Source organism: Clavibacter sp. VKM Ac-2872 (assembly GCF_015351105.1).
Taxonomy (GTDB): Bacteria; Actinomycetota; Actinomycetes; order Actinomycetales; family Microbacteriaceae; genus Clavibacter.
In genome coordinates this window covers 82,795-106,739 of sequence record NZ_JADKRR010000001.1, presented here as the reverse complement: position 1 = coordinate 106,739, position 23,945 = coordinate 82,795, and the positions used below count along the sequence as shown (strand labels likewise).

20 protein-coding genes are annotated in these 23,945 nt (G+C 70.2%); 16 read left to right on the top strand and 4 right to left on the bottom strand.

Translation table 11 applies throughout. The features are described 5' to 3' along the window. Window positions 1–12 precede the first annotated feature (12 nt). Complete coding sequence (locus ITJ40_RS00560) at window positions 13–843, bottom strand: oxidoreductase (protein ID WP_194665039.1); 831 nt, start codon at window positions 841–843, stop codon at window positions 13–15. A 441-nt stretch (window positions 844–1,284) separates the two neighbouring features. On the opposite strand from ITJ40_RS00560, the gene ITJ40_RS00555 reads away from it, so the two are divergent. Next, window positions 1,285–1,584, top strand: a complete 300-nt coding sequence (locus ITJ40_RS00555) for a hypothetical protein (RefSeq protein WP_194665037.1) — start codon at window positions 1,285–1,287, stop codon at window positions 1,582–1,584. A gap of 10 nt (window positions 1,585–1,594) precedes the next feature. Further along, window positions 1,595–1,783, top strand: coding sequence for a hypothetical protein (locus ITJ40_RS00550; RefSeq protein ID WP_194665035.1), 189 nt, complete (start codon window positions 1,595–1,597; stop codon window positions 1,781–1,783). Between the two features lie 107 nt (window positions 1,784–1,890). On the opposite strand, the gene ITJ40_RS17345 is transcribed toward ITJ40_RS00550, so the two are convergent. From ITJ40_RS17345 to ITJ40_RS00535, 3 genes are read right to left on the bottom strand one after another with little or no spacing between them, the layout of a single operon-like run. Beyond that, a complete protein-coding gene (locus ITJ40_RS17345; protein WP_194665033.1) occupies window positions 1,891–5,271 on the bottom strand; it encodes a DEAD/DEAH box helicase family protein in 3,381 nt (1,126 codons plus the stop codon). After that, window positions 5,268–6,410 carry a restriction endonuclease subunit S gene (locus ITJ40_RS00540; RefSeq protein ID WP_194665031.1) on the bottom strand — a complete coding sequence of 381 codons (1,143 nt, stop codon included), beginning with the start codon at window positions 6,408–6,410 and terminating at the stop codon, window positions 5,268–5,270. The genes ITJ40_RS17345 and ITJ40_RS00540 overlap by 4 nt, the downstream gene beginning before the upstream one ends. Further along, a complete protein-coding gene (locus ITJ40_RS00535) occupies window positions 6,407–7,867 on the bottom strand; it encodes a class I SAM-dependent DNA methyltransferase (protein ID WP_194665029.1) in 1,461 nt (486 codons plus the stop codon). Before ITJ40_RS00535 ends, ITJ40_RS00540 begins: the two co-directional genes overlap by 4 nt. A gap of 95 nt (window positions 7,868–7,962) precedes the next feature. Between ITJ40_RS00535 and ITJ40_RS00530 the strand changes: the two genes are divergently transcribed. The 14 genes from ITJ40_RS00530 (at window position 7,963) to ITJ40_RS00465 (ending at window position 23,849) form a co-directional block, all read left to right on the top strand. Then, the gene (locus ITJ40_RS00530; protein ID WP_194665027.1) at window positions 7,963–9,192 is read left to right on the top strand and encodes a multidrug effflux MFS transporter; all 1,230 of its coding nucleotides are present in this window, start codon (window positions 7,963–7,965) and stop codon (window positions 9,190–9,192) included. An 82-nt stretch (window positions 9,193–9,274) separates the two neighbouring features. After that, window positions 9,275–9,628, top strand: a complete 354-nt coding sequence (locus tag ITJ40_RS00525; protein ID WP_194665025.1) for a hypothetical protein — start codon at window positions 9,275–9,277, stop codon at window positions 9,626–9,628. Between the two features lie 222 nt (window positions 9,629–9,850). Next, a complete protein-coding gene (locus ITJ40_RS00520; RefSeq protein ID WP_194665023.1) occupies window positions 9,851–11,839 on the top strand; it encodes an amino acid transporter in 1,989 nt (662 codons plus the stop codon). A gap of 133 nt (window positions 11,840–11,972) precedes the next feature. Continuing rightward, on the top strand, window positions 11,973–12,827 hold the full coding sequence (locus tag ITJ40_RS00515; protein WP_228511690.1) for a hypothetical protein: 855 nt from the start codon (window positions 11,973–11,975) through the stop codon (window positions 12,825–12,827). After that, the gene (locus ITJ40_RS00510; RefSeq protein WP_194665019.1) at window positions 12,824–13,471 is read left to right on the top strand and encodes a hypothetical protein; all 648 of its coding nucleotides are present in this window, start codon (window positions 12,824–12,826) and stop codon (window positions 13,469–13,471) included. Before ITJ40_RS00515 ends, ITJ40_RS00510 begins: the two co-directional genes overlap by 4 nt. A gap of 176 nt (window positions 13,472–13,647) precedes the next feature. Beyond that, on the top strand, window positions 13,648–13,887 hold the full coding sequence (locus ITJ40_RS00505) for a hypothetical protein (RefSeq protein WP_194665017.1): 240 nt from the start codon (window positions 13,648–13,650) through the stop codon (window positions 13,885–13,887). 213 nt (window positions 13,888–14,100) lie between these two features. Next, the gene (locus ITJ40_RS00500) at window positions 14,101–14,673 is read left to right on the top strand and encodes a hypothetical protein (RefSeq protein WP_194665015.1); all 573 of its coding nucleotides are present in this window, start codon (window positions 14,101–14,103) and stop codon (window positions 14,671–14,673) included. Between the two features lie 99 nt (window positions 14,674–14,772). Continuing rightward, window positions 14,773–16,419 carry an ABC transporter substrate-binding protein gene (locus ITJ40_RS00495; protein WP_194665013.1) on the top strand — a complete coding sequence of 549 codons (1,647 nt, stop codon included), beginning with the start codon at window positions 14,773–14,775 and terminating at the stop codon, window positions 16,417–16,419. Continuing rightward, the gene (locus ITJ40_RS00490; RefSeq protein ID WP_194665011.1) at window positions 16,416–17,432 is read left to right on the top strand and encodes an ABC transporter permease; all 1,017 of its coding nucleotides are present in this window, start codon (window positions 16,416–16,418) and stop codon (window positions 17,430–17,432) included. Before ITJ40_RS00495 ends, ITJ40_RS00490 begins: the two co-directional genes overlap by 4 nt. Beyond that, the gene (locus ITJ40_RS00485) at window positions 17,429–18,310 is read left to right on the top strand and encodes an ABC transporter permease (protein ID WP_194665009.1); all 882 of its coding nucleotides are present in this window, start codon (window positions 17,429–17,431) and stop codon (window positions 18,308–18,310) included. The genes ITJ40_RS00490 and ITJ40_RS00485 overlap by 4 nt, the downstream gene beginning before the upstream one ends. Continuing rightward, entirely contained in the window at window positions 18,307–20,040 is a 1,734-nt protein-coding gene (locus ITJ40_RS00480) for an ABC transporter ATP-binding protein (RefSeq protein WP_194665007.1), read from the top strand. Before ITJ40_RS00485 ends, ITJ40_RS00480 begins: the two co-directional genes overlap by 4 nt. Beyond that, window positions 20,037–22,097, top strand: a complete 2,061-nt coding sequence (locus ITJ40_RS00475; RefSeq protein ID WP_194665005.1) for a CocE/NonD family hydrolase — start codon at window positions 20,037–20,039, stop codon at window positions 22,095–22,097. Before ITJ40_RS00480 ends, ITJ40_RS00475 begins: the two co-directional genes overlap by 4 nt. Further along, on the top strand, window positions 22,094–22,753 hold the full coding sequence (locus ITJ40_RS00470; protein WP_194665003.1) for a TetR family transcriptional regulator C-terminal domain-containing protein: 660 nt from the start codon (window positions 22,094–22,096) through the stop codon (window positions 22,751–22,753). The genes ITJ40_RS00475 and ITJ40_RS00470 overlap by 4 nt, the downstream gene beginning before the upstream one ends. Window positions 22,754–22,889: 136 nt before the next feature. Beyond that, a complete protein-coding gene (locus tag ITJ40_RS00465) occupies window positions 22,890–23,849 on the top strand; it encodes an acetylxylan esterase (RefSeq protein WP_194665001.1) in 960 nt (319 codons plus the stop codon). Window positions 23,850–23,945: the final 96 nt, after the last annotated feature.

Genomic DNA, 23,945 nt, shown 5'->3' with positions numbered 1-23,945 from the left:
CCTCCCGCACCGTCAGCTCCCGTCGTATGCCGTCGACCGGCTTCGCTCGGCCCACGCGTCGACGTCGGCGCGCAGGTCGTCGAGCGCGCCCGTGACGATCTCGACCGCGTCGCCGCCGAGCAGGAGATAGAAGGGAGCGCCCTCCTCGACCGCGTCCACGAGCACCTTCGCGCCGAGCGCCGGGTCGTTCGGCTGCGTGCCGTCGGTGGTGTCGTTCTTCTTGCGGCGCTTGCCGGCGGTCTCGGCGTAGTCGTCGATCACGGTGGACGACTGCGTGAGCGAGCGGCCGGAGAAGTCGGTGCGGAAGGATCCGGGCGCCACGACCGTCGCGACGATCCCGAGCGGCGCGAGCTCGGTGCGCAGCGCCATGGTCATCTGCTCGATCGCGGCCTTCACGGCGCCGTAGTAGCCGGATCCGGCGCCCGTGCGCGCGGCGCCGATGGAGGAGAGGTTCACGATGGTGCCGCTGCGACGCTCGCGCATGCCGGGCAGCACCGCCTTGATCATGCGGACGCTGCCGTGGAACTGGGTGTCGAACAGGCGCGCGACGTCCTCGTCGTCGCCCTCCTCGACGGCCGCGCGGTAGCCGTAGCCCGCGTTGTTGACGAGCACGTCGACGCAGCCGAACCGGGCCGTGGCCTCATCGACCGCGAGCGACACCTGCGCCTGATCCGTGACGTCGAGGTCGAGCGCGAGGGCGTGCTCGGGGTACGTGTCGGCGAGGTCCTGCACGTTCGCGGCGTCGCGCGCCGTGACGACGACGTCGTTCCCGCGCTCCAGCGCCTCGACGGCGAAGGCGCGCCCGAGTCCGGTGGAACATCCCGTGATCAGCCAGGTCGTCATGCGCGTTCCTCTTCCTCGTGGATGCGGTGGGCGGCCCGTGCGGCGCCCCCTCATCGAGGCTAGGCGCATCGCGCGGCGTCGTCCGAGCCTTGATGAGATGGGCTCCGATGCAGCTGCGATTACCAGCTTCCGCCAACGAAGTCAAAATTTCTGATTGGTTGCGAGAAGGCAACGAATCGCATGTACGTTGTCTCACGAAGCCGAGCCGGGGGCTCGCCACTCATTGGGGGATTTATGAACAAATCAGTTAGAACCAAGTTCCTGAGCGTCTTTGGCGTCCTGGCCGTGATGCTGAGCATGGCAGTCGGGACACAGGGTGCACAGGCAGTGCAGGGCCCGCCCACCCGTGATGCATCCATCCAGAGCGGTGTCATCCTCGGCATCTTTGGCACTGCATGCATCCCGAGCAGCAGCGTCTGCTGGCCGGGAGGAACGCTCTCCGTGAGCGTCTCTGGAGACAAGAAGAAGATCAACGGCCAGAGCGCTGACGTGGCGGACCTCATCGGTAGCCGCGGCTCAGGGGCCGTGCTCTGCAACTGGCACATCGACTTCTCGGACCACGACACGAACGGCAAGGACACGTACCGTTCGCAGGGCGTGAACCACAAGGCGTGCACCGGCAGCCGCATCGAGCGCATCGTGTCGTCACCGCGCACTGCGAGCTCGAAGGCCGTCCAGACGTGCTCCGAGCTGTGGAGCCAGGGAGCGTTGGTGAAGAAGGTCTGCATCAACCTCGGCTGATACTAGAACCATGACGATGCGACTTGCGGTCTCCTACTTGGCAGTGTTTGTCGTGACCGGCTCGATCGTGAGTCAAGTCCTGGCGTGGCTGAGCTGGTTCAGCCCGCTCGTGCTCTTCTTCGTCGCTCTCGTCGCCGCCCTGGCGGCCGCGCACTTTGCCGTCGTCAGACCGCGACGTCGCACAAAGGGAAGCGTCTAGTACCGACCAAACACCGCAGAGGGGGCCGTGGCATCAGCCACGGCCCCCTCTCGTCCTCTAGCCGTCAGCGCCTCCTCGGTTGTTCGACGTACAACAATCCGGCCGGCTCAGGCCACGTCTTCAGGCTGCGCGTGAGCATTGATGTCGGCCAGGATCTCCACGATGACGGTCACGTCAGACTCGTCGAAGAGATAGTCCACGCCGCTCGGTGCGCGGTCTGTGTAGGGCGATTCGTAGAGGCGTCCCGCGTCCATCACGCCGTTCGCCGTGAGCTCGTCGGCGATCAGATGGATGAATCGGATCTGATCGACCGAGAAGCGCGACCCGTCGAGGAAGCGCGCAAAGGACTCGAGCGCCGCTTCTCTATCCAATCCGACAAGAGATCGGATGAAGGTCCCGAGTCCGTGCGCTTGTTCGGTCGCGAGATCGATGTCGGCCTTCGAGCCCGCGCCGCTCGCGAGCAGCATCGACTCGAGGGCACTCAGGTCATCGGGCGTCAGCTGCCTGTTTCGACGCAGGCGCTGCAGCGCAAGGTGGTCCTCGTGCTGCCGCAGGTACACGGTCGCTTTCGCACGGAATCGTTCGAGGTCGGTGCCCGGAGTGGTCTGGCGGAGCTGGATCTCGGTGATCTCGCCGAGCTCATCGATGAAGTCGGTGTAGACGCGCGGTCGGGTGACGTTCGGCACGAAGCGCACGAGTGCACGGAAGCGGAGTCGCACGATCTCGAGCATGCCGAGCGTCACGTCTACCCACCACTCATCGCTGGCGACCTCCTCCAGCAGCACGAGCTGTTCGGCCACCGACGGGATCGCGGACTTCGCCAGCAGCGCCGTCGCGATCGACTGCACCTGCTGGCGGATGCGCTCGCAAGCGACCAGGTCGCCGTCGAGCTGCGCGAGCTGTCGCCGCAAGATCAGGAGGTCGAAGCGCTTGGCGTCGACATCGTCATCGGTGACGCTCGACGGCAGGCCGGCCAGGTGCGTGAGCACCTCGGCCGCGTCCTCGAGCGTCAGCTCATCCCACGCCGCCGCCTCCGCGAACCGCTCGACCCAGCGCCTCTTCGGGCGTACGAGGAAGTTGTCGAGGTTCATGCCCGCGACGATCCGGTGGAGGGTGTCGGCGGTCGACGAACGCAGTTCCCGATCCAGCTGTGCCCTGTCGAGCCCGGTGATCAGCCCGAGGCGGGCCTCGAACAGCCGCTGCGTGAGGGACTTCTGGATGGAGCCCTCGCTCCCGGGCAGATCCTGGTTGAAGAACTCGAGGTTGCCGCAGAAGTCGAAGACCAGGAAGTCCTGCTTGTCCTGGCCCTCGCCGAACAGATCCGGGCGCAGCCGGGTGCCGCGTCCGATCATCTGCCAGAACTTCGACTTCGACCGCACCGGCTTGAAGAACACGAGGTTGACGATCTCGGGCACGTCGATGCCCGTGTCGAGCATGTCGACGGAGATCGCGATGTGCGGCGCGTGGTCGGCGATCGAGAAGTCGTCGATCAAGCTCTGCGCGTACGGCGTGCTGTGGGTGATGGTCCGCGCGAAGTGCCCCGCATGCTCGGGGTACTGCTCGTCGAAGCGGCGCTGGATGAACTCGGCGTGCGCCTGGTTCTTGGCGAACACGATGGTCTTGCCGAGGCGGTCGCCGCCCGCGACCTTGTAGCCGCGCGTCATGAGGGTCGCCAGCGCCTTGTCGACGGTGTCCTCGTTGAAGAGGAACCGGTTCAGCTCGTCCGCCTCGACCGCGGTCGGCGTGCCATCTTCGCCCCAGTCGAGCGCGTCCCAGTCTTCCTTCTCCGCCGCGGTGAGCTCGTCGTATCGAATGCCCTGGCGCAGGAAACGAGTGCCGACGGAGATACCGCGCGGCGGCACGAGGAACCCTTCGTCGACCGCCTCGTCGAGCGCGTACGAATCCGTCGGCACCCCGTCCTCGAGGTGGAACAGCCGGTACGTGTTGTGGTCGACCTCGTCCTTCGGCGTCGCCGTCAACCCGACCAGAAGCGCATCGAACCACTCGAAGATGGCCCCGTACTTCTGGTAGACCGACCGGTGCGCCTCGTCGATCACGATGAGGTCGAAGAAACCCGGCCCGAATCGCCGCATCGAGCCGCTCTCGCCGTCGGAGGTCTCGTCGATCAGGTTCATCATCGTGGGATACGTCGACACGTAGACGCGTCCCTCGGCGTTCCGTTCGGTCACCAGGTTCACCGTCGTGGCTCCCGGCAGGTGGGCCTTGAACGCGTTCGTGGCCTGCTTCACGAGCGCGGTGCGATCCGCGAGGAACAGGATGCGCTTCGCCCACCTCGCCTTCATCAGCTGATCGGCCAGGGCGATGACCGTCCGCGTCTTGCCCGACCCGGTCGCCATGACCAGCAGCGCCTGCCGTTGCTTGCGGTCGAACGCGTCCCCCACCGCGCGGATCGCCTGCGCCTGGTAGTGGCGGCCCGCGATGGCCGCGTCGATCTCGGCCCCGGAAAGCGGCAGGCGGGTCGAACGGCGCTGGATCATCAGCTCGAGCTCGCTGCGCGTGTAGAACCCGGCGACCTGCCGCGGCGGATAGCCCGCCTCGTCATCCCATAGCCAGTGCTCGTATCCGTTCGTGAAGAACACGACAGGACGTCGCCCGTGGGTCGCCTCCAGGCTGTCGGCGTAGAGCTTCGCCTGCTGCTGTCCGACCTGCGCGCTCTTCCTCGTGCGCTTCGCCTCGACGACGGCCAGCGGCAGTCCGTCGGTGCCCCACAGCACGTAGTCGACGAATCCCATTCCGGGGCCGTTCGGCATGCCGGTGACCTGGAACTCACGATCACGCGCGTCAGCCAGCGGCCAGCCCGCTTCGGCCAGCAGCACGTCGATGAAGAGGTCCCGGGTCTCGGCCTCCGAGTAGTCGTGGTCGTCGGATCCGTGGTTCGTCGCCTGAGCCGCAGCGATCTGCTCGCGCAGCTGCTCGATCTCCGCGGCCTGCTGTGCGGCCAACTCGTCGCGGTCGGCGAGGGCCTTCGCGTGGGCTTGGTCCTGCGCGGCGAACCTGGCCGCCAGCCGCTGCACGTCGTCCCGCGTCAGCGGCGCCGCGCGGGCCGCGAGCTGCGGATCGAACCGCACGCCCGTCGGCACGCCCTCCGGATGCGCCGAGTGCCGGAACGTCGCCCACACCAGCACGTGGTGCAGCTCCCGCAACGCCGCGAGCGCGACGTCTGGCCGGATCGGCTGCTGCGCGTGCACCGCCTGGTTGCCCAGCTTGCGGATGAGGTTCAGCTTCTGCCCGATCCCCACCCCCGCGACCCGCGCGAAGCCAGCGTCGTTGATGCGCGCGGCGAGGTCGTCCTGGTACGGGACCGGCAGGTCGAGCACGTCGTAGAGGTGCCCCACGAGCTGTTCCACCGCGCGGCGGCTGTAGAAGCACGCCGACCGCGGGTCGGTGGAGAGGTAGGACTCTGCCCGGGACGCGTCCTCGAAGACATCCGGCCATGCGGCGCGAGCGAAGGCGAAGTTGGCGGTCACAGTTCACCTCGAAACATACTGTTCTGCAGCGACGCAAAGAGCTCATCCGCGATATTCGAGGCCTCCCTAAGTTGGGCCGCCCACTCGCGCAAAGATGCCAGCCGAGACAAAAAGAGGTCTTGCTTATCGAGAGGCGGCAGGGTGAGCTCGAGCGTCTCGATGCGAAATAGCGCAAGCTTCCCTATCGTCACTTGCCCGATAAGGCTGCGAATCTGAGCTTGCAGTTCGGGAGTGCGGAGTGCGAACGCAAGCCATTCCGACCTATATGTTTCCGGCTGACGCGGCACAATTCTCGCAGCATTCTCCGTTAGATTGGCTCCGATAAAAGCCGGGGGCACGGACGCGACTAAACCGATAGTACCCGCAATCGAGATGATAACATCGTCGGCATTCACGATGTATCGTGATATACCAGCATGAACTGCTTCATCGATGTAGCGGACGTTTTTATGGTCAACGACTCCGTCGACTAGGTCAGTGACTCTAATATACGGATGGCGCGTTGGCCCTGGAGAGTACGATTCACTTTTCCGCAATCGCTTCCCACCGCGGACGACAGCGATGCTTCCGAGGCTGACTTTTGCACCCCCAGCCCTGAACATGTCGGAATAAAGGGCCGTGCCCAGCGAGGAATGCAAGAGGAACATTTGGCGGCGCTTGACCCGTAATTCGTCGGCATGGTCGAGGATCGCGGCGATTCGGCGCTGCTCGTCGAGCGGCGGCAGGGGGATTTGAAACGCGCCGAGGGTCGTCGGACTCAATCTCGGCAAGCTAGCCCCGGAGGCCCGGGACGCGGCGAAGTCCACCATCGACGGCTGGGATAAGTAATGAGTGAGATAATCCCGGTCTATTTTTGCGCTCGGTAGTACAGGAAGAATATCCGTACTGCAGACGCCGCCGAAGGTCGGTCTGCTGATTTTACCTAAGTTTGGGCGAAGCTTGCCATAAAGAATATGTTGAGAAGAAAAGACATACTTGTTGCTCGCTAGTCCCGCGTTGCCAACCGTATCGTATCCAATTATCCTGCCGCCTCGTTCGAGGTGCTCAAGTCCGAGATAAATCGTGCTGGGATCAACCTGAGTCGGGTGAACTGATTCTCGCTGAATGAGCGCAACGTCACTGAGCCGTGCGGACTTCATGCGAGCATCGCCTTCAGCTCGGCGAGCCCATCCGCGATCTCGGTCTCAAGAGCTTCGATGTCGGCGATGATCTCCAAGGGCGGCCGGTGCTCGACCTCATCGTGCACGACCTCCTTGTAGCGGTTGAGCGACAGGTCGTAGCCCTGCGCGACTATGTCCGACTTGGGCACCGTAAACGACTGGTCGGTCCGGGCTCGTTCGCGTTCCGTGGTGCGTCGGTCTGCCCACCGCGCGAGCGCATCCGGCAGATCGTTCACCTCGATCGGCTTCCGCTTGTCATCGAGGGAGAATCCGTCGGCGCGCACGTCGTAGAACCAGACGTCGTCGGTGCCGCCGGAGTCCGTCTTCGTGAAGAACAGGATCGCGGTCGAGACACCCGCGTACGGGCGGAAGACACCAGAGGGGAGCTTGACGACCGCATCGAGCTTCTGGTCCTCCACGAGCATGCGCCGCAACGCCTTGTGCGCCGTCGACGAGCCGAAGAGCACACCGTCCGGCACGATCACGGCCGCGCGGCCACCCGGCTTCAGTAGCTTGAGGAACAGGGCCATGAAGAGCAGCTCGGTCTTCTTCGTCTTCACGACGCTCTGCAGGTCCTTCGACGTCGACTCGTAGTCGAGCGAACCGGCGAACGGCGGGTTCGCCAGGATCAGCGAGTAGCGCTCCGAGTCGGCGCTCACGCCCTCAGAGAGCGAGTCGCGATAGCGGATGTCGGGCGATTCGACACCGTGCAGCAGCATGTTCATGCTGCCGATGCGCAGCATCGTCGCGTCGAAGTCGAACCCGTGGAACATGCTCGAGTGGAAGTGCGAGCGCTGCGCGGCGTTCGTCATCACACCGGGGTGCTCGCGCCGAACGTACTCGGAGGCGGCGACGAGGAACCCTGCGGTACCGCACGCCGGGTCGCAGATCTCGTCCTCGGGCTGCGGCGCCGTCATGGCGACCATCAGCTCGATGATGTGGCGCGGCGTGCGGAACTGGCCGTTGACGCCGGCCGAGGCGATCTTCGACAGCAGGTACTCGTACAGGTCGCCGTTGGTGTCGCGCTCCGCCATGGGGATGTCGTCGAGCATGTCGACCACGCGCGACAGCAGCGCGGGGGTCGGGATGGTGAAGCGTGCGTCGCGCATGTGCTCGCCGTAGGTCGACCCGTCGCCGCCCAGGTCCTGCAAGAAGGGGAACACCTCCTCACCGACCACCTCGTGCATGATCTCGGGGTCCTCGTTCTTGAAGTGACTCCACCTCAGATGCTGCTGGCGCGGCCGGTAGATCGGCTTCACGATCGGATCTCCGGTGGTACGGGCCTTCTTCTCGGCGAGCTCCTGCAGGTCGTCGAGTCGCCGGAGGAACAGCAGGTAGGTGATCTGCTCGATCACCTCGAGCGGGTTCGAGATCCCCCCTGACCAGAACGCGTCCCAGACCCGGTCGATCTTGCTCTTGAGCTCTCCAGTGATCACGCACTGACGATATCCGCACCGCGGCCGCTGGACGTGGTGCCGCGACCTGCTGCGGTCGACGCCTCCGGGCGGCGACCGGGCTACCGTCGGGATGGATGAGCGACGACGCCCGAGACCCGGCCCCCGATCCCGACCCGCGCACGTCATGGACCGCGCGCCGCGGTCCCCTCCTCACCGTCGCCCTCATCGTCGGCATCTCGCCCTTCGCGACCGACCTCTACATCCCCGGCCTGCCAGCCATCGCCACCGACCTCGACGCGTCGACGGCATCGGTGCAGCTGACGTTGACCGCCTTCCTCGTCGCGTTCGCGGTCGGCCAGCTGGTCATCGGGCCGATCAGCGACGGCGTGGGCCGCCGCCGCATCCTCCTCGCCGGGACCGCCCTGTTCACCATCGCCAGCGTCGTCTGCGCGGTCTCGCCCGACGTGACGACGCTGATCCTCGCCCGCGTCGTGCAGGGCCTGGGCGGTGCCGCCGCCGCGGTCTCGGCCCGCGCCATGGTCGGCGACGCCGCCACGGGCACCCTCCGCAGCCGCCTCTTCGCGACGCTCGCGGTCGTCAACTCGGTCGGCCCGGTCGTCGCCCCGCTCGTCGGCGGGCTCGTGCTGACCTTCTCGTCGTGGCGCGCCGCGTTCCTCGTGCTGGCCGCGCTCGGCCTGGCCCTCACGCTCGCCGCGGCCCGGCTGCTGCCGGAGACGCTCGTCCGCGCGGATGCGGGCGGCACCTCCCTCCGCGCTGTGCTCGGCCGGATGGCGGAGCTGCTGCGCATCCCCCGCTTCCGCTGGTACCTGATCACCGGGTGCGCCGCGACCATCGGGTTCTTCTCCTACATCGCCACCTCGTCGTTCGTGTTCCAGGAGCAGTACGGCTTCGGCGAGGGCCTCTACACGCTGGTGTTCGCCTCCAACGCCTCCTGCATGATCGCGTCGACCCTCGTCTTCCGCCGCCTCATCGGCCGCTTCGACGAGGACCGCCTCTTCACCATCGGCCTCGCCACCTGCGCGCTCGGCTCGACCCTCGTGCTCGTCGGCGCCCTCGCGGGGACGGGCCCCGCGCTGGTCTGGCCGGCCCTCGCCCTCGTCACGGCGGGCTGGGGCTGGGTGATCCCCGGATCCATCACCCTCACCCAGGCGCTCGGCCATCGGCACCCCGGCACCGCCTCCGCGCTCGTGGGCGGCCTGCAGTTCGGCCTCGGCGGGCTGGCGACGCCGCTCGCGGGCGCCCTCGGGGGCACCGCGACCGCGATGGGGGCGCTGATGTGCGGCTTCATCGTGGTCGGTCTCGCCGCGCAGCTGTGGGCGTCCCGGGCTCGCAGCGGCGGATGACGACCGCTACGGGCGGATCCCCGATCGAGCGCGCGGGCACCTCACGCTGATGCGGCGGACCCTGACGCGGGAGGATCGCCCCATGGACACCGACGACGACCGCCGCCTGTTCCTCGAGCACCTGCGGCAGGAGGATCTGCCCTTCGCCGACGCGACATTCACGACAGCTTCCGTCGTCCTCGCCGATCGCGCCGACGGCCAACCCGCCGTGCGCTGGGACCTCCCGCGAGGATCCGTCACGCGAGCCATCGCCGTCCTCGGCCCGAGCGGCCGCGGCCTCTGGCGGCACGCGAGCCCGCGGACGGCCGCCTTCCGCCTGCTCGCCATCCACATGGAGGAGTGGATCAGCGTGCCCGACACGGATCCCGGCGCCGACCAGGAGCGTCGCTTCGTGCTCGTCGACGGCCGGTTCGATCCCGTGCCGCCGCGCTCCTGACCTCCCGGCGTCATCCGCGGAACGTCCCCCGCGTGACCGCACCCTGCACGCCCACCCGCCTCCCGCCCGGAAGTGGCACGATGGGCCGACGATGTTGCCGGGCCCGACCGTCGCATCCGCGAGACGGGGTCCCGGCGCCGCCTCAGGAGGATCACCCGTGCACTGCCCGGATCACGGTCAGATGACGTCCCCGCTCCGCTCCGCCACCGCGGCGGCCCGGTCGTGAGCGCGCCCGAGCTGCTGCGCGCGCCCGAGCAGCGGCGTGCCCGCGCGGGGATCACCGCCTGGCTCCTCGACGGCCTGCCCGGCGCGTCCGGCGCGCATCCCGGCCCGCACGCCGAGACCGTCGAGAAGACGCACTCGTGGTGGCGCGTCATGTGCCTGACGGGCGTCGACTACTTCTCCACGCTCGGCTACCAGCCCGCCATCGCGGCGGTCGCAGCCGGACTGCTGTCGCCGCTCGCGACGCTCGTCCTCATCCTCCTGACGCTGCTCGGCGCCCTCCCCGTCTACCGGCGGGTGGCGCGCGAGAGCCCGCGCGGCGAGGGATCCATCGCCATGCTCGAGCGCCTCCTCCCCTGGTGGGGCGGCAAGCTCTTCGTGCTCGTGCTGCTCGGGTTCGCGGCGACCGACTTCCTCATCACCATCACGCTGTCGGCCGCGGACGCGACCGCGCACGCCGTCGAGAACCCGTTCGCGCCGGACTGGTTCCAGGGCAACGAGGTGCTGCTGACCCTCGTGCTGCTGGCCGCGCTCGCGTTCGTGTTCCTGCGCGGCTTCACGGAGGCGATCTCCATCGCGGTCGTGCTCGTGGGCGTCTTCCTCGCGCTCAACGCCGTCGTGATCGTCGTCTCCCTCTTCCACGTGGCCGGGAACCTGCAGGTCATCGACGACTGGTGGCTCGCCCTCACGGCGCAGCACGGCAACCCGCTCGTGATGGTGGGCATCGCGCTCATCGTCTTCCCGAAGCTCGCGCTCGGCCTCTCCGGCTTCGAGACGGGCGTCGCGGTGATGCCGCAGGTGCGCGGCGAGGACGACGCCGACGGCGTGCCGCGGGCGCGGATCCACGGCACGAAGCGGCTGCTCGCGACGGCCGCGCTCATCATGAGCGCGTTCCTCATCACGTCGAGCTTCGTGACGACCCTGCTGATCCCGCAGGCCGAGTTCCAGGACGGCGGCAAGGCCAGCGGGCGGGCGCTCGCGTACCTCGCGCACCAGTTCCTCGGCGACGGGTTCGGCACGCTCTACGACATCAGCACGATCTGCATCCTCTGGTTCGCGGGCGCCTCCGCGATGGCCGGGCTCCTCAACATCGTGCCGCGCTACCTGCCGCGCTACGGCATGGCGCCGCACTGGGCCGCGGCCGTCCGTCCGCTCGTGCTCGTCTTCACGGCCATCGCCGTGATCGTGACGCTCGTGTTCCAGGCGGACGTGGACGCGCAGGCCGGCGCCTACGCGACCGGCGTGCTCGTGCTCATCACCTCGGCCTCGGTCGCGGTGACCCTGTCGGCGAAGAAGGCCGGGCAGCGCAAGCGCACGATCGGCTTCGCGGTCATCGCGGCGGTGTTCGCGTACACGACCGTGGTGAACGTGATCGAGCGGCCGGACGGCGTGCGCATCGCGGCGCTGTTCATCCTCGGGATCCTCGTGGTCTCGATCGTCAGCCGGATCCAGCGCTCGTTCCAGCTGCGCGCGACCTCGCTCACGATGGACGAGCAGGCCCGCGCCTTCGTCATCGAGGATGCGGAGGACTACGGCGCGGTGAGCATCATCGCCCACGAGCCGGACGAGCCCGACGAGGCGCTGACGGAGGCCGAGCGGATCGCCGAGTACCGCCGCAAGGCGAGCGACGAGCGGCGCGACAGCGGGATCCCGGCGCGCGCGCCCGTGATCTTCCTCGAGGTCACCCCGGGCGACTCCTCCGAGTTCGAGGAGGACCTCGTGGTGCGGGGCATCGTGCGCTGCGGCTTCCGCGTGCTCCAGGTCACGAGCGGCAACGTCCCCAACACGATCGCCGCCGTGCTCCTCGCCGTGCGCGACCTCACGGGCGTGAAGCCCGGCGTCTACTTCGAGTGGACGGAGGGGTCGCCCGTGGGCAACCTCCTCCGCTTCCTCGTGACCGGCACGGGCGAGGTCGCCCCGGTCACGCGCGAGGTGCTGCGGCGGGCCGAGCCGGTGCGGGCACGGCGGCCGGATGTGCACGTGAGCTGACGGCGGTGCCCCTGTGCAGGATCGCAGCGGGCGGGGTGGCAGGGCCCTACATTCGGCGCGACGCCGTTTGGCGTCGCCCATCGAATGGAATCTCGTGAATACTCACGCCCGGGGAGCGACGATGCTCCTCGCCTTGGCAGTCACCATCTCCCTGAACGGCCTCCTGGCAGAAGCCGCGTCCGCCGCGGACGACGCGGGGGACACGTCGACGCAGGCTCTCGTGGACCGGGCGCTCGTCGCAGTCGGCCAAAGCGACCGCGCCGACCTCACGTGGACCGCACCGGATGATCCGGCCGCTTCCGACAGGCTCTCCACGGCATCCGGAACGGTGAGCGTCACGCCTGTGACGTCGGACGACTCCCTCGTTCAGGCGAGCTCCAACCAGGTCCAGGCGGTGACGGTGCTCCGCGACGGAGCCGACACCACCTCCTTCTCCCTCGATCTCCCCTACGGCTTCCGGGCAGTGCCCCGCGGAGCGGGCTTCGACATCGTCGCCCTCGTACCGGACGCAGGGAGCATCACAGCCGGGCACATCGACGCTCCATGGGCCGTCGATGCACACGGCCGTGCGATCCCGACGCAGTTCTCGCTCGACGGGCAGACGCTCACGCAGACCATCGACCCCCGGGGAGCAGCGTTTCCCGTCGTCGTGGATCCGCTCGTCACCCTCGGGCTGGCCAACGCACCCCAGGGGGTCGGGTTCTACGTGAACCTGCTCGGTTCCCAGATGAGGGAGATCGCCGCGGCCTCGGCCGTGCTGTTGGGCCTCGGCGCGTACGCGATCTGCAAGACCAGTCGCATACCCACACCGGTCGCCCGCTTCATCCAGGTCGGGTGCGATCTCGTGGGTGCAACCAACCTGCTGGCGATAGTCGCCCTGGTCCAGCGCATCTACGCGTCCCACAGATTCGGTTACTACGCCTGTTACCAGACGCGGATCGGCAGTGGACGCGACTTCGTATGGACGGAGCACGCGAATTGCGCATGAACATGACGGCGAGCCGCTTTGCGTACCTGGCGACATTCAATGCGTCGTTGCTCACCGCATTGCTCGTCGCCTGGCTTGCTCCGGAACGAGGGGGACACCTCCTCGCCCTCGGGCTCTGCGCTGCGCTGCTCATGTGCAACGTCGATCTCCTCGAACGCCGCATGGCGCTCCAGGGCGAGGAACGCGACGACGCGACGACCGCGATCCGGCCCCGGTCCCGATCACTTGAGGCGCTGGACGCCGCACAGCCCACCGTGTTCGCGCTGTGCGCTGTCCTCGGAATGGTCGTCCGTGACTCTCCCGTGCTCGTCATGACCATCGCCGCGCTGACACTGGGCGTCGGGTTCCTGTCCGAGCGCGCGAATCGGAGCCACCGCCCCGGATCGAGGTCCGCGGGGACGCTGACCGAAACATGGCGCGGCAGGGGGGCAGCACGCAGATTCGACATCGCTTATGTGTTGTTCTTCATCACCATCGCTGCCCTGAGTCTGGGGCTGCCTGACGACCCCGCCTTCGTCGCGCCGGTCGCGGTCGCTGCCGTCGTCGTCCTGGGCGTGATCGCCTACGGCCAGAATCTGACCGAGCGACGCCATGCCCAGGTCTCGCCGCCGGGGAGTCCGAGCGCCCGCATCGACGCGGATTGATGCGAAGGACGGCAGCGTTCGGCGCTCCGCGCCTGGTCGACATCATCAGCTTCGTGACCCGCGCCTACAGGTCTGGCAGCTACGGCTTCTCCACGTGCTCTGAGACTCGCGTCGAAGCCAACCGGCCATGGGTCTCCACCGATCACTCGAATTGCGAATAACGGGGGACGGACGAAATGAAGCGGTTCACAGCCTTGGACATCGTCTACCTCGTCATATTGGCGGGTGTCGGCACGCTCAGCGTCGTCCTCCCGGGAGAACGCGCTCTCGTACAGAGGATGGCGATCGGTGCGACAGCGGTCTTGTTGATCGTGGCGTTCCTCGAGCACCGGGCCCGCAAGCGACGCGAGGAGCCGCGGGCCACCTCGCACGACCGTGGCGAAGACGACCGAGCGGACACACCCCCTGCGACGTGATGGGGCTACCTAGAGGGATGTCGGTCGACCTCATCGAGGAGAACACGGGCGATACGTGATGGTCGGGGCCGCCGCCGAAGCGGACACGGCGGCCGGATGTGCATGTGAGCTGAGGTGCGCGGGTCACGTGCGGGGGAGGACAGCTTGACTCCCTCCCGGCGTGGACGGGAGGCTCGGATGACCGAACGTCTCAGACGACCGGGAGGAGACTCCGTGACCATCCAGCACCGCGCACCCCGCGGACCGGCCCTGGCGGGTACCGCGATCGCCGCGCTCATCGCCCTCACCGCGTGCACCGGATCCCCAGCCGGGCCCGATCCGACGCCCGTCGGCGAGACGCCGGCCGCCACCGCCGAGCCGCAGGCGACGCCGGCTGACACCGAGCGGTTCGCGTCGCTCGACGACTTCATCTCCCGCCAACACGCGTCGTGGGAGCATGCGGGCGAGTTCACCGGGACGGCCGGCTCCCTCGCCGCGGTCGCCCGGGAGGGGACGGCACCGTCGGCCATCGCGGCGGGCAGCGCGGGCACGATCGACGTCACCCTGCCCGCGCCGAAGGATCCCGGCGCGGACGCGGTCGTGATCACCGCCGACTGCACGGGGACGGAGCCGTACTGGGTCCGCGTCGTGCAGGAGAACCCGAACCGGGTCGGGGCCAAGTGCGGCACGGACGGCCGGGGCTTGATGAGCGTCCCGCTCGACGATCCGACCGTTCCCACCGAGCTGGAGATCACGATCCCCGAGGGCACCCGGATCTGGCTGGCCACCTACTACGCGGCGGGGTGAGACGAGCGTCAGCACGCGACCCCCCGCGCCCCCGCATTAGCCAGCGGCGGACATCTCCCCTATCGTTCACCTGAACGATAACGAGGAGGGCCCGTCCCGATGCCATCGATCGTCCCCATCCGCAGCGCGCTCGTCGGCGCGAGCGCGCGCACCCTGCGCATCGCCGACCGGCCCGACCGGCCGAGCGCACCCAGCCGCCGCGCCGTCCTCGCGGGCACCGCCGGGATCGCCGGGCTCGGCCTGCTCGCCCTCACCGGGTGCAGCACCGGCGCGAGCAGCACGACCATCCCCGAGGCCGCCGCCACGGGAACGCCCGTGCCGGGCGGCCGCCTCCGGGTCGCGCGGCCGGCCGCATCCGCCGCCGAGACCCTCGACTCCGCCAGCTCGCTCTCGGCGTACGAGTACCTCGGCGCCCTCTACAACCGGCTCGTCAAGCTCGACGAGAAGGGCCAGACGATCCCCGACCTCGCCGAGGAGTGGTCGGCGAGCGCCGACGGCATCACCTGGACCTTCCGCATCCGCCGCGACGTGCGCTTCCACGACGGCACGCGCTTCACGGCCGACGACGCGATCGCCTCCATCCAGCACATCCTCGATCCGGCGACAGCCTCCCCGCAGGGCGGCGTCCTCGGCGACATGCTCGACCCGGCCAGCATGTCGGCGCCGGATCCGCACACCCTCGTCTTCCAGCTGAAGACCCCCAACGCCGAGTTCCCGTCGCTGCTCACGGCGTACCAGTGCTACATCGTGCCGGCCGACGCGATCGCCACCATCGGGCGCACCGGCATCGGCACGGGTCCGTTCCGGCTCTCGTCGTTCCACCCCGCGGGATCCGGGAGCGTCGAGGCCTTCGAGGACCACTTCGCCGGCCGGCCGGTGCTCGACGGCATCGACTTCTCCTCCATCCAGGACACGACCGCGCGCGTCAACGCCCTGCTCGCCGGGCAGATCGACCTCATCTCGCAGACCAACCTCGACTTCGCGACGGCCCGCGTCGTCTCCGCGTCGAGCCGCGCCACGGTCGCCCGCGTCACGAACGCGCAGTGGTACACGATCCCGATGCTCGCCACCAGCGCCGAGTTCCAGGATCCGCTCGTGCGCCAGGCGATGAAGCTCGCGTACGACCCCGAGCAGATCCTCGCGACCGCGCTGCAGGGCACCGGCACGGCCGGCTGGGACAACCCCGTGCCGCCGTCGCTCGCCGCGTTCGTCGACGTCGACCGCGCCTACGACCCCGACCAGGCGAAGGCGCTGCTGGCGAAGGCGGGCGTGCCCGGGCTGCGCACCACGATCCACACCTCGAGCTACGAGTCGGTGTTCACGCCCATGGCGGTCGCCTACCGCGACCAGGTCAAGGCCGCGGGCATCGACCTCACGGTCACGAACGCCTCGTCCGACTCCTACTACACGGAGATCTGGATGCAGAAGCCGCTCATGGTGAGCTACTGGTTCACCGGCCGGCCCATCGACCAGCTGCTCAACCAGATCTTCCGCACCGGCTCCTCCTACAACGAGAGCGCGTGGTCGAACCCGACCTTCGACGCCCTCCTCGACGACGCCCGCGCGGAGATGGACGACGACCGGCGGCGGATGCTCTACCAGGACGCCCAGCGGATCGTGGTGGAGGACAGCGCCGACATGACGCCCATGTTCGGCGACCGGCTCGTGGGCATCTCCCGCGACGTCGTGAACTACCGCGAGTTCGGCTTCGAGTTCGACCACCTCACGATCGGATTCCGCCGATGAACGTCCCCGCGCAGGTGCTGCGTCGCCTCGGCACCGCGATCCTCACGATCGTGCTCGCGTCGCTGTTCGTGTTCCTCGCGATCCAGCTACTGCCGGGCGACGTCGCGCAGCAGCTCCTCGGGCAGGACGCCACCCCGGAGGCCGTCGCGACGCTCCGCGAGTCGCTCGGCCTCGACCGGAACGTGTGGCTGCGCTACGGCGACTGGCTGCTCGGCGCCGCGCACGGCGACTTCGGCACCTCGCTCGTGAGCGGGGATCCGGTCGCGCCGACGCTCCTGGTCGCCTTCCGCAACAGCATGCTCATCGCGGTGCCGGCGATGCTCGTGGGCGTGACGCTGTCCCTCGTGCTCGGCGTCGTCGCGGGCGTCCGCCGGGGCCGCACGAGCGACTCGGTCATCAGCATCGTGAGCCTCGTCGTGATGAGCGTCCCCGAGTTCATGGTCGCCACCGTGCTCGTGCTGCTGTTCGCCATCACGATCCCCGTCTTCCCGGCCGTCGTCCTCCGCGGCAGCGACGCGACGGTCGCCGAGCTGCTGCCCTCGGTGTGGCTGCCGGTGATCGTGCTGACGCTCGCGATGGCCGCCTACATCGTGCGCACCATGCGCTCGGCGACCATCGACGTGATGGCCTCCGAGTTCGTCACCACGGCCGAGCTCAAGGGGCTCACGACCCGGCAGGTGGTGTGGCGGCACGCGGTGCCGAGCGCGCTGCTGCCGACGCTCAACGTGGTCGCGCTCAACGTCGCCTGGCTCCTCGGCGGCGTCGTCGTGGTCGAGAACGTCTTCAACTACCCCGGCATGGGCAAGCTCATGCTCGAGTCGGTGTTCACGCGCGACCTGCCGACGATCCAGGCCATCGCGCTCGTGAGCGCCGCGGTGTACGTGGTCTGCAACCTCGCGGCCGACCTCGTGGCCCTCGCGCTGGATCCGCGGCTCCGCACCCGCCAGAGCGCGCGCCGCACCCGGCCGTCCCGGCCCGCCCGATCCACCACCCGACGGAAGGCCCGCGCATGACCGCGACGCCCCTGCCCACCCGCCGAGGCGGCCGCCTGCGCGGATGGACGAGCCCGCTCCGGGCGTCGACCGCGCTCTCCGTGGGGCTCGCGATCATCGCGATCCACGTCGTGCTCGCGGTGCTCGCGCCGTGGATCGCCGGGCACGATCCCGTCGCCACCGACTCGACCGACGTGCTCTCCGGCACGACGTGGGCGCACTGGCTCGGCACCGACCAGTACGGCCGCGACGTGCTCTCCCGCACCCTCAACGGCGGCCGGTACGCGCTCGTCGTCACCTTCCTCGCGACGACCATCGCGGTCGCGATCGGCACGGTCGTCGGCTGCGTCACGGCGTACGCGGAGGGCTGGCTCGACGAGGTCGTGATGCGGATCGTGGACGCGCTGCTGAGCGTGCCGTCGATCCTCGCGCTGCTCGTGGTGGTGACGGTCTTCGGATCCGGCCTCGGGGTGATCGTGCTCGCCGTGACCGTCGTCTACGCGCCCGCCGTGACGCGCGTGGTGCGGGGAGCGGCGCGGACCGTGATCACGCAGGACTACGTCACGGCCGCGCGCGCCCGGGGCGAGCGGCCGCTGAGCATCGTGTTCCGCGAGATCCTCCCGAACGTGCTCGACGTCGTGCTCGTGGAGTACGCGATGCGGGCCTCGTGGATCGTGCTGCTGATCTCGTCGCTCTCCTTCCTCGGCTTCGGCGCGAACCCGCCGACGCCCGACTGGGGGCTCATGGTGCAGGAGAACCGCACCGCCCTCACGGTGGTGCCGCTCGGCACGCTCGCGCCGATCGTGGCGCTCGCGACCCTCGTGGTCGGCCTCAACCTCAGCGCCGACGGGCTCAGCAAGGCGCTCGGCGTCGACCGCGCCCAGAGGGGGATCGCATGATGCCCGGCAACGTCGAGGACACCCTCACCGGCCAGGTGCGGCTCGGCACCGTCGTCCGCGTCGCCGACCTCGCGATCTCCTACGCGGCCGGGCGCACCGACGTGCCCGTGGTGCGCGGCGTGAGCTTCGAGATCCGCGCCGGGCGCGCGCTCGGGCTCGTCGGGGAGTCGGGCAGCGGCAAGTCGACGGTCGCGCGGACGCTGCTCGCGCACCTGCGGCGGGGATCCCGCATCGTGGGCGGATCCGTCGAGGTCGCCGGCGACGACGTGTTCGCCCTCTCGCCCGCCGCGACGCGGGAGCTCCGCGGCGGCACCGCGGCGGTCGTCGCGCAGAACGCCGGCCAGGCGCTCACGCCGTCGATGCGCGTGGGCCGCCAGCTCCGCGAGGCGCTCGAGAGCCACGGGCTGCCGAGCGACGACGAGCGGGTCCAGGAGCTGATCCGGCTCGTGCGCCTCCCGGATCCCACGACCATCGCGCGGCGCTACCCGCACCAGCTGTCCGGCGGGCAGCAGCAGCGCATCGCGATCGCCATGGCCGTCGCCGCGCGCCCCCGGGTGCTCGTGCTCGACGAGCCGACGACCGCGCTCGACGTCGTGACGCAGGCGGCCGTGCTGACCCTGATCCGCGACCTCGCCCGCGAGCTCGGCATGGCCGTGCTGCTCGTCAGCCACGAACTCGGCGTCGTCTCGACGATGGTCGACGAGATCGCCGTGATGCGCGACGGCGTCATCGTGGAGCACCGGCCGACGGCGGATCTGTTCGCGTCGCCCGAGCACGCGTACACGCGGGAGCTGCTGGCGGCGATCCCCGGTGCCGCCGGCCCCATCGCCGCGGGCGCCGCCGCCGACGCGGAGACCCCGATGGTCGTCGCCGACGGCCTCGTCGTCCGGTACGCGCGCGGTCTGCCGCCCGCGGTCTCCGACGTGTCGTTCACCATCGCGCCGTGCGAGACCCTCGCGGTCGTCGGCGAGTCGGGCAGCGGCAAGACCACGCTCGCCACCGCCCTCGCCGGTCTCGTGCCCACCGAGTCCGGCACGTTCCGCTTCCAGGGCGACGGCGTCGCGGGCGACCTGACCTCCGCGGTCGCCGGCCGCGCGCCCGCGCTGCGCCGAGCGGTGCAGCTCGTGTTCCAGAACGCGGACACCTCGCTCAACCCGCGGCGGACCGTCGGCGCGGCGATCGCCCGGCCGCTCAAGCTCTTCACGGGCCGGGCGTCGGCCGAGCGCGTGGGCGAGATCCTCACCGAGGTGGGTCTGTCGCCGGACTTCGCGGCACGGCTGCCGAGCCAGCTCTCGGGCGGGCAGCGGCAGCGCGTCGGGATCGCCCGGGCGCTGGCCGCGGATCCGCAGCTCGTCATCGCGGACGAGATCACGACCGCGCTCGACGTGCGCGTGCAGGCCGAGATCCTGGATCTCCTCGCGGGCCTGCAGCGCGACAAGGGCCTCAGCTGCCTCTTCATCAGCCACGACCTCGCGGTCGTGCGCGGGGTCGCGGACCGCGTGGCCGTGATGACGGGCGGCCGCATCGTGGAGATCGGCCCGACCGAGCGCGTGTTCCGCGGGCCGAACCACCCGTACACGCGGCAGCTGCTCGCCGCGACCCTCGAGCCCGGCGCCACCGAGCTGCCGGCCGTCGAGGACGTGACGGCCACCTGGCGCGACGCCGCAGGCGGGGGCTGGCGGGAGCTCGGCGACGGGCACCGGATCCGGGACTGGGAGGACGCACGATGACCGACGCCGCGCACGAGACGACCGAGGCCGCACCCGGAGCCGATGACGGCGACGGCGTCACGCATCGCGACGTCTGGATCCCGATGCCCGACGGCACCCCGCTCCACGCCCGCGTCTGGGCGCCCTCGGGCGGCGAGCCCGTCCCCGCGCTCCTCGAGTACCTGCCCTACCGGCTCGACGACTGGACCGCCCCGCGCGACAGCGAGCGGCACCCCTGGTACGCGGCCCACGGCTACGCGTCCATCCGCGTCGACATCCGCGGCACCGGATCCTCCGACGGCCTGTTCGTCGACGAGTACTCCGCGCAGGAGCTCGACGACGGCGTCGCCGTGATCGAGTGGATCGCCGCGCAGGCCTGGTGCACGGGCGCCGTCGGCGTCTTCGGGATCTCGTGGGGCGGCTTCAACGGCCTGCAGCTGGCGGCCCGCGCGCCCGAGGCCCTCAAGGCCGTCGTCACGGTGTGCTCCACCGACGACCGGTTCGACAACGACGTGCACTACATGGGCGGCGCGGTGCTCGGCATCGACATGGCGGCGTGGGGCGCGACGATGTTCGCGTTCAACTCCCGGCCGCCGCGGCCCGAGGTCGTGGGCGACTGCTGGGTCGGACGCTGGCGCGAGCGCCTCGAGGCGAACCGGCCCATGACGCCGACCTGGCTCGCGCACCAGGAGCGCGACGACTACTGGCGGCACGGCAGCGTGTGCGAGGACTACTCCTCGATCGAGGCGGCCGTGCTCGCGGTCGGCGGCTGGGCGGATCCCTACCGCGACGCCGTCCTGCGCCTCGTGGAGAACCTGTCCTCTCCCGTGAAGGGCATCGTCGGCCCGTGGTCGCACCAGTACCCGGACCGCGGCCTCGCGCCGGGCCCGTCGATCGGCTTCCTGCAGGAGACGCTGCGCTGGTGGGACCGCTGGCTGAAGGGCGTCGACACCGGCGTCGAGGCGGATCCCGCGCTCCGCGCCTTCCTCAGCGACTCCGAGCCGCCCGCCACGAGCTACCCCGAGCGCACCGGGCGCTGGGTCGCCGCGGAGTCGTGGCCGCCGCCCGCGTCCGTCGCCGCCCAGCCCCTGCTGCCGCTGACCGCGTTCCACGGGCCGGCCGCTGCGGGCGACGCCGTCGTGGTCCGCTCCCCGCAGCGCACGGGCCTCGACGCCGGGCGCTTCTTCCCCTTCGGCAACGCGACCGACCTGCCGCCGGACCAGCGCGCGGAGGACGGCCTCTCCGTCTGCTTCGACCTGCTCCTCGACGAGCCGCTGGACGTGCTCGGCAACGTGCTCGTCGACCTCGCGGTCACGAGCGACCTGCCCGACGCGAACCTCGTGGTGCGGCTCTGCGACGTGGCGCCCGACGGCGCGTCCACCCTCGTGACGCGCGGCGCGCTCAACCTGAACACGCGGATCGACCGCGCCCGGATCGACCCGATGGTGCCGGGCGAGGAGGAGGTCGTGCGCGTGCCGCTCGTCTCCACCGGGCACGCGTTCCCCGCGGGGCACCGGCTGCGCATCGCGGTGTCGTCGGCGTACTGGCCGTGGATCTGGCCGCACGCCCGCGAGGCGACCCTCGTCGTCGCGCCCTCCCGCAGCGCCGTGACCCTCCCGGTCTGGACGCGCGCGGAGGACGACGGCGTGCGCTTCGCGGAGCCCGAGCAGTCCACGCCGATCGCCATCGAGCGGATCCCCGGCGACTCCGGCCTGCCCGAGCGCAGCGTCTCGCACGACGTGGCGACCGGCGAGTGGACGCTCGACGTCGACCCCGGCTACGGCGGATCCCGCATCTACCCCGACGGCCTCGTCTTCACCGAGGCGAGCCGCGAGACGTACCGGATCACCGACGGCGACCCGACGTCGGCCGTCGCCGAGTCGCGCTGGGCCATCGGCATGGAGCAGCCGGGCTGGCGCGCGCGCCTGGAGACGACCTCACGCGTCACGGCCGACGCGGACGCCTTCCGCATCGTCAACACGCTGCGGGCCTGGGCGCGCGACGGCGGCGACGGCACTCCCGAGGTGCTCGTCGCCGACCGCGTGTTCGACGACGTCGTGCCGCGGACGTCCGCGTGAGCGCCGGGACGACAGCGACCGCCGGCGCGCCCGGGACCGCCGGCCGCGGCAAGCGCGAGAAGCCCGAGGTGCGGCGGGCGATGATCGTCGAGGCGGCGCGCGCCGTGATCCTCCGCCAGGGCCTCACCGCCACCGGCCTCCGCGACATCGCGGCCGAGGGCGCCGTCTCGGTCGGCACCGTGACGTACCACTTCGCCAGCGTCGCGGAGATCCTCGACGAGGTCGTCGCGCTGGAGACCGACCGGTTCTACGCGGGGGCCGTCGCGGAGGTCGACGCGGACCCGGATCCCGTGCACGGCATCCGCCTGCTCGTCGCGCCGCTCTTCGACGGCACCGACGCCTCCGAGGCGCACTGGCGGCTCTGGTCGGACTACTGGACGGCCGTCGCCCGCAAGCCCGCCCTCACGCCCGAGCGCCTCGAGCGCCTCCGCGTGTGGGAGGCGTGCCTCGTCCGCACGATCCGGCGCGGCGTCGATGCCGGCGTCTTCCGGTCGGTGGACGCCCCCGAGGTCGGGCTCAAGCTCGCGGCCTACAGCGACGGGATCGCGACGCAGCTGTCCCAGAAGGTCCCCGGCCTCGACCACGCGCGCGCGCTCGCGTGGATCTGGACCTTCCTCGACGCCGAGCTCGCGGACGGGACGCCGCTCTTCCGCTGAGCCTCCCGGCGCCTCGACCGCGTCGCCGTGCCGCCGTGCCGCCCGACGCCGAGGCGGGCATGATGATCGAGGCGACGCGGCCCGACGGCGCGCGGGACGCCGACCGCCCGCCCACCGCCGAACGCCCGGAGGACCCATGCTCATCGAACCCGTCGACGCCGCCCGCGCGCACGTCAGCAGCCACGTCGACCCCGACGACTTCGACGCCTTCTGGGCCGACACCCTCGCCGAGGCGGCGCAGCACGACCTCGACGTGCGCCTCGCGCCGGTCGAGACCGACCTCGCGCTCGTCGACGTGCAGGACGTGACCTTCGCCGGATCCGGTGGCACCGACGTGCGCGCCTGGCTGCGCACCCCCGCGGGCGCGACCGGCCCGCTGCCCACCGTCGTCTCGTTCGTCGGCTACGGCGGCGGTCGCGGACGCGCCGAGGAGACGCTGATCTACGCGGCCGCCGGCTTCGCGCACCTCCAGATGGACACCCGCGGCCAGGGCTCGTACTGGAGCGCGGGCGACACGGCCGACCACGGCGAGGCCGGACCCGCGATCCCCGGCTTCATGACCCGCGGCATCGCCTCCCGCGAGACGTACTACTACCGCCGCCTCTTCACCGACGCGGTGCGCGCGGTCGACGTGGCCCGCTCGCTCCACGTGGTGGATCCGTCGCGCATCGCCGTGCAGGGCGGCAGCCAGGGCGGCGGCATGGCGCTCGCGGTCGCCGGCCTCCGGGACGACGTCGCGGCGGTCTCCGCGTACGTGCCGTTCCTCTGCGACATCGAGCGGGCCACCCACATCACCGACGCGTACCCGTACCACGAGGTCGTGGACTACCTGAAGACGCACCGGGGCCGCGGCGAGGACGTGCACGCCGTGCTGCGGTACTTCGACGGCGTCGCCTTCTCGCGCCGCGCGACCGCGCCGGCGCGCTTCTCGGTGGGCCTCATGGACGCGACCTGCCCGCCCTCCACCGTCTACGGCGCGTTCAACGCGTACGCGGGCGAGAAGGAGATCGCCGAGTGGGAGTACAACGGCCACGACGGCGGCGGCATCGACGACGAGCTCGGCACGCTCGCGTTCCTCCGGCGGCGGATGGGCTGACGGCGCCCAGCGGCGCCACGGATGACGCCCGCGGATCGGCACGGGGATGGGGGCGCGATCCACCCCGAGGTCGGCCGTTCCGCGTAATCTGGGAGC